We start from the raw sequence: 6,656 nt of genomic DNA, 5'->3' as shown, positions 1-6,656 counted from the left end.
TCATCAATGCAGAGGGATGGCAAACCTGCTGGCCCGAGTGAAACACTTCATGGATACCGTGTCTCCTTTCCCGGGGAATGGCTATGGCACAGCGAAGGTGTAGCACTATTGGGATCAGTTATTTAGTTGTACCAATACATTTTTTCATGCAGTTAAACGGGATTGGGTAGTCATGAACAGCCCTTATAAAAATGCCTACAACCTAATATTTCAAGGCTGATATATGATGAAGGAAAGATTTGGTTTTTATAATCCAGAAATAATTGACACGCTAAATATAGATGGTGTACAAGTCAATCCAATAAAAGTGCATACCAGTGATGACAGTATGCTCCTGATTAAAGTTGAACAGGCAATACATGATGGCACCCGGGCCATCATTATTGGCTGGTGCAGTCAAGAAAGTGCCATATTCCATGTTTCCGGAAAGGCTGTCATTACAGAGCTGCAGCGGCATGAGAGACCTGATGTCGCTGAAAGCCTGAACCTTGCCGCCGGGGTAAAATACGGGTTTTCCATTCAACTCGATATTCAGAAGTCCAAAGGAGTGATCTGCATTGGCATCGCCCCATCACTGGGCGCGGTTCCTGCAGAATTGTTTAGCATCAAATTTGAGGAGCATGTACCGGCCAAGTTAGATGAAGTCGCCATTCAGTTTGGGATGATCCTGCAATTTGATGCCATCGATCCAAGCCACCCAGCATTTTCAAAGTTGATAGCAAACGCGCCCTGCGCCCAAAGGCCATGCCTGTTTGCCAGAGCACATTTTGAAGCAGTCGTTGCCTGTGAAAATAATCATGAAGGATGCGTTATCGGGTGGTTTGCAATCGCAAAAAATGTCCCCACTTGGCTAGAGGATGAAGCGGGAAATATACATTCAATTGAGAATGCCTTCAGATATGATCGGGTCGATGTAAGACAAGCCATTTCCCATCAGGTCGATTACCCTGTAATAAATAGCGGGTTTATCTGCCATGTCAGTGGTATCCACCCAGGCCAACGACTTCAATTGAAAGCACTTGGTGAAGAGGGTGTGCATGTGCTGGCAACATTGGTGTGCACATCACTGTCAAATAACCCGGTAGAAGCTGCGCAATGGCTTGCATCCATTCATACTCCCCTTGCAATGCTGCATGAACGATTTGCCAAGGTCGACAGCCCTCTATTAAGTCGACTGCTGTCACATGCGCAGGCTCAGTGGCCAGACCTGCCCGTGTATGTCCGGGCATTGGGTTCACCAGTGACCCGGCCAAAGGTGAGCATCATTGTTCCCTTATATGGCAGAACAGATTTTGTTGAGCATCAATTGATGGAGTTTGCCGAAGATACATGGTTTAACCGTCATGTCGAGCTTATCTATGTATTGGATGACCCTAATCTGGTTGATGACTTCACTAGCCAAGCTGAAAGGCTTTACCGCATTTATCACATTCCCTTCAAGTGGGTATGGGGCAGTGTTAACCGGGGGTTCTCTGGTGCCAATAATCTGGGCGCAAGTCAAGCAACAGGGGAATATCTCCTGTTCCTCAATAGCGATGCGTTTCCTCGCAAGGCTGGTTGGGTCGAAAGCTTGATGATGACACTCCAGAGTCAACCAGGATTGGGCGTGATTACTCCACGCTTACTCTTTGCCGACGGTGGCATGCAACATGCCGGAATGGCATTCCTACGCCGCGAAGAGTTGGGCATTTGGGTAAATCACCACCCCTATATGGGCTTGGATCCTGCTCTCGACCCGCACCAAACCTTGACGACGGTTCCCGCAGTGACCGGGGCTTGTATGATGTTGCGGCGACGGGATTTTGATGCCGTAGGTGGTTGGGATACTGGTTACCTCATCGGTGATTTTGAGGATTCTGATCTCTGCCTGAAATTACGAACAGCCGGCTTTACTATCGGTTATTTGCCGACGGTTGAGTTGACTCATCTCGAACGGCAATCTTTCAAACTTCTCGGTGAAGGTGACTTTAGAACCAAGATTGTCATCTTGAACGCAACACGTCACCAGATCCGCTGGCAAGCGCTGCTCGCAGAGAGTGACAAGAGCCGTAAACTTTCAAAGAAATTGGTAAAGGCGATCTGAACATTATGAAGAAGCAACGTATTTTGGTGATGGCCCATGCTCATCCGGATTTCAGTCTGGGTGGTGGCGAGATTGCGGCTTACAACCTGTTCAAGGCTTATCAACAGCACCAAGGCGTGGAAGACGCCTGGTATCTTGGTCGAGCCGATCGCGGACGTGGCGCCACCGGTGCGATCACCTTGCGCAGACCCAACGAATATCTATGGGAACAAGCGGTACATGATTGGCATATGATGAAGGCCGTTCATCAAGAGAGCCTGAGCACCTGGTTTGCCGATCTCATCCGGGCATTGAAGCCGACCATGGTGCATGTCCATCACTATGCCCATATGGGGCTTGAGTTCTTCCGGATCATCAAGCAAGTTGACCCCGATATCCGCATCGTCATGACCTTGCATGAGTACATGGCGATTTGCAGCAACAACGGTCAGATGATTAAAACCGGTGATTTCAAGCTCTGTAGCAGAGAAAGTTATGATGAGTGTCACCGCTGCTTCCCTCATCGGACTCCCGAAGAGTTCTGGATGCGCAAGCATACCTTTATGAAACACTTCGCATTGGTCGATCAATTTGTGTCGCCGTCAGAATTCCTTCGCCAGCGTTATATTGACTGGGGCTTGCCCGCCGAAAACATTGTGGTAATTGAAAATGGCCAATCAGCTGAACCTGCGATTCCCCCTCGCCCGCTGGCCGAGGGGGAGAGTCGCAACCGCTTCGGCTTTTTTGGTCAGATAAATCCCTACAAAGGGCTGGATGTGCTGCTGGAGGCATTAACCCTGATGCCAGAGGATGAGCGCAAGAACGTCGTACTAGAAGTTCATGGTGCAAACCTTGAATATCAATCTGCCGAGTTCCAGCAAAAAATTGAAGCGTTGCGCGGGCCATTGATGAAAGAAGGGGTGGTACAGTGGGTAGGCCCCTATCAACCTCATGAGTTACGAGCCCGCATGGCGGGAGTTGATTGGGTCATAGTGCCATCGATTTGGTGGGAAAACTCGCCAATGGTGATACAGGAAGCAAAAGTCTGTGGCCGCCCGTTACTGGTCTCTGATATTGGCGGTATGGCTGAGAAAATTGAGCATAATGTTGATGGTATGACCATTTCAGCGGGTAATCGGCTGGAATGGCGAAAGATGTTTGCACGTGAAGACATCAGCTCACTATTTGACCTTGTCGTATCCAATATAAATCGTCCCCTAACCTATGGCCAATGTGCAGAGCAGCATCTGCAATTACTTTCTTGCTAGCTGATTCATTTTATTATGACGAGAATCAGCATCATCCAATTTCAGATAAAACTTAGTAAAGTGCTCGCAATTCTTGCTTGCGCGCTGGCATGACACACTTCGAATTTGAATAAGATCAACACAGAGTTATTTTAAAACAGGAGTATTATGTGAGCAATACATTTATATATGGTCTGCAGAACTCAATAGAAAATGCACCAATGATGAACGAGCAGCAACTCGATATTGCGGTGGGTGGTAATACTGGAAACTTAGCATTTTGCTATGCACTCTCCCGCCATCTTGGAGGGAATATCCCCACCAAATCATGGTTAGAGCAAACATCCGCATATTTTAATAAAAATTACACAGGCATTCTAACGCTCGCAAATCAGTTAGGTAAACATGCCGACTTAGGATATTTCGCTGATTTAATTGAAAAACATGATTCACGATTGGTCGGAGTTGGCCTAGGTGCGCAGGCAGATATTGGCGGCACTGTCGAAATACCTGAAGGTACTTTACGCTGGCTTAAAATTGTGATGGATCGAGCCCCTGGTGATGGACCTAATATTGGAGTACGTGGTGCATTTACTCTTTCTGCATTAGAAAAGTATGGATTAGCAGAGCGTGCAACCGTATTGGGCTGCCCGACATTATTTTTAAATGATAGTAAAAACCTTGGTTCTTTAATTAAAAAGAACTCAGAAAAAAGTTTCAAAAGAATTGCAGTAACTGCTGGCCACTATAAATGGATGCATTTAGGAAAACTTGAGGCATCATTGGCCAACCTTTTAACTCACAATCATGACTATATTATTCAAAGTCCGATGCCGATGGTTTCATTTGGTCGTGGGGAGGTTTTGAATACATATGAGAGTCATTTCACCGAAATGCGTGACTATAGCAAACCAAATATGGAATTGAATGAGTTCAATGAATGGCGAATAGATCATGCTATCAGCTTCTTCTCTGCACCTGCTTGGATGGAGCATCTTCGTAGATTTGATTTTGTTATTGGTGTCAGAATCCATGGCGTAATGCTTGCGTTACAAATGGGTATACCCGCGGTTTGTATCGTTCACGACTCAAGAACGAAAGAATTATGTGAGACAATGATGATCCCCTTCATTGAGGCGTCAAAAGTTTCAAACGGTGTAGATAGAGAATATTTGCATGAGCTATTTAAATTTAACGAAAATGATTTTGATGAAAACAGAACAATGTTAGCAAAAAAATATGTTGACTTTTTAGATGGTAATAAGATTAAATATGTTTCATACTTAAGAGAATTGGCAGGACATTAAAAGCGTCATTTTATTAGACATTTTTCATTTGTATTTTTAAACTGAGAAGGGTACGGATAAGTACCCCTTACAATAAAGCTAAAATTTAATTTCAACAGGTACAGGCACATGGTTTGTAGGTACCTTTACTAATAACGTTTTAGATTTTATTTTAGTTTATATTTACTCAAGCAGTTAATAAGTAGCTCTCATTTTATTCTGTCGATAGAACGATACTTTGTTTATAAACTGATGTTTCATGCAGAGATTTATTTATGCGCGATAGCAATGTTGTTGGCAGCGGCGACTTAATTATTATAAGAACCCATTTCTTTAACCAAGTGGTCGAAGACTTACTAGACAGAATAATTAAAGAAACCGACAAACAGGTCTGCTTAGTTGTTGACGAAACGCTTAGAGAAGTACCTGTTCCATCACGGTATAATAAAGTTGGGTACAATAAGAACACTTTAAATAAATTGGGTTTAGCTATTCCTAATCAAGTTGGTTGGCGGTGTGGTGATTATAATTTCTATATTGCTGCAGAATATTTTAAAGACTTTGAAAACTACTGGGTGATTGAACCTGATATTTATTTTAATTATGAGAATCTTTCAGATTTTTTTGAATGTTTTGATGGCTTGTCTTTTGACATGTTGGCGCCTGAATTTTCGAAAAGACCGTCAGACTGGTTCTGGGCAAAACATATTATAAAATTCATACCTGAAGTTTATGGGTGTATTTTTCCGATTGTACGTTTATCCAAAAGAGCAGTGAACTATCTGTATCATGAGCGTAAAAAAATATCAACAATTCTCTCTAACTCTGATGTCAGCAACGACTGTCCGAATGACGAAGGTTTCGTTGCCAGTTGTTTAATGCAGGGTGGGTTTAGTTGTTCAAACATAAATAAAATTGAACGTGTATATAGTTTCCCAGAAACATTTAATATTTTCATACCAATATCCAGAAAAGCTCTAATACAAAAGCCAGTCGATAATTTAATTTATCACTCGGTGCTAGAAGGGCAAGATTTTGGTCGAAAGGCACAAAGAGTTCTCTATAATCGTAATATTGAAATTTCTCCTGACAAGATTGATAAATTGCTGAGCGATGCTTTGATTGAGTTAAATAATAGCGATTTTCAGTGTCTTCAACATTTGGCTAATTACTCACTTGCTGCTCGAAAAGAAAATAGCGACCTAGGGATGAGATTAGTGCTCCCACAGAAGCTTCAGCCTGGCTTATCATATATTGATGAGCCTAGAAAGCAGGGTTATTATTACTCTCTGATATCTAATGACAACCATTGGAGCAGGTTAATTAATCAAAAAACGCTAAGAATTCATGCTTTAGCTGCAGGCGACAATGCAACGTCCGTTGTCTGGAATGATGTGAACATTCCCGTAATGGCTGCCTTTTTTTTCTCAATAACCGCAGCAATAACAGACACAGTTCCATTGAAGGTCATTATTTCAATTTATGATAGTAATCAATCTGTTTTGCATGAGATTTCCTCAGTGATTGATGGTGAGAGTTCACGTTGTTTTGATTACTTCACCCCTGGTATTATCGGTAACGGTATTTCTATCCGCCTGTTAGTAGAGCCTCTATATTCACTTACGCCAGATAAAAAGGCTGTTGTTGATATTAAACAGATAGAAGTCATTGGTATCGATGGATAATTATCTCATTTTCAATGGTATTTATAGATGATGTAAATAACTACCTTTTATAACAAAGCTGAATTTTCATCCCTTTCAGTACAATTAATTACAGAAGCATATTTTTGTGTTCGGTAACTTAGGTAATCTCCCGGCTTTGCCGGGGGGTACTTACTAGGGAAGGTGCGAACAAGTTCCTGATATGAGATCATGTTTGTCATCTGGAGCCATGGAACAGGGTTCATCATGAGTCATCAACTTACCTTCGCCGTAAGCGCCCTTGAATCGGCATCTTTTTTTCCCAAAATCAGCTCGTCACACTTGAAATCCATTACCTCTTCGCTGGATTTTCACTATGACCACTCAAGAACGTGCTGATTTTTGGCGACAGCAGATC

The 6,656-nt window shown here is 43.0% G+C and carries 4 protein-coding genes; all 4 read left to right on the top strand.

All coding sequences use genetic code 11. The annotated features are described in order from the left end of the window. Positions 1-223: 223 nt before the first annotated feature. Positions 224-2,083 (top strand): glycosyltransferase family 2 protein, encoded by a 1,860-nt coding sequence (locus HKD46_RS20810; RefSeq protein ID WP_171865931.1) that lies wholly within the window; start codon positions 224-226, stop codon positions 2,081-2,083. Positions 2,084-2,088: 5 nt separating this feature from the next. Then, positions 2,089-3,330, top strand: coding sequence for a glycosyltransferase (locus HKD46_RS20805; protein ID WP_171865930.1), 1,242 nt, complete (start codon positions 2,089-2,091; stop codon positions 3,328-3,330). 149 nt (positions 3,331-3,479) lie between these two features. Further along, the gene (locus HKD46_RS20800) at positions 3,480-4,616 is read left to right on the top strand and encodes a polysaccharide pyruvyl transferase family protein (RefSeq protein ID WP_171865929.1); all 1,137 of its coding nucleotides are present in this window, start codon (positions 3,480-3,482) and stop codon (positions 4,614-4,616) included. A 254-nt stretch (positions 4,617-4,870) separates the two neighbouring features. Beyond that, entirely contained in the window at positions 4,871-6,280 is a 1,410-nt protein-coding gene (locus tag HKD46_RS20795; protein ID WP_171865928.1) for a hypothetical protein, read from the top strand. Positions 6,281-6,656: the final 376 nt, after the last annotated feature.

The organism is Aeromonas sp. TW 6, assembly GCF_013168745.1.
Taxonomy (GTDB): Bacteria; Pseudomonadota; Gammaproteobacteria; order Enterobacterales; family Aeromonadaceae; genus Aeromonas; species Aeromonas caviae.
The sequence above is the reverse complement of the archived record's forward strand: the minus strand, read 5'-3'. Positions and strand labels throughout refer to the sequence as shown.

Excerpts from the sequence above, each read along its gene's own strand:
- HKD46_RS20795 (WP_171865928.1), top strand. The coding sequence starts at position 4,871 with ATGCGCGATAGCAATGTTGTTGGCAGCGGCGACTTAATTATTATAAGA.
- HKD46_RS20810 (WP_171865931.1), top strand. The coding sequence starts at position 224 with ATGATGAAGGAAAGATTTGGTTTTTATAATCCAGAAATAATTGACACG.
- HKD46_RS20805 (WP_171865930.1), top strand. The coding sequence starts at position 2,089 with ATGAAGAAGCAACGTATTTTGGTGATGGCCCATGCTCATCCGGATTTC.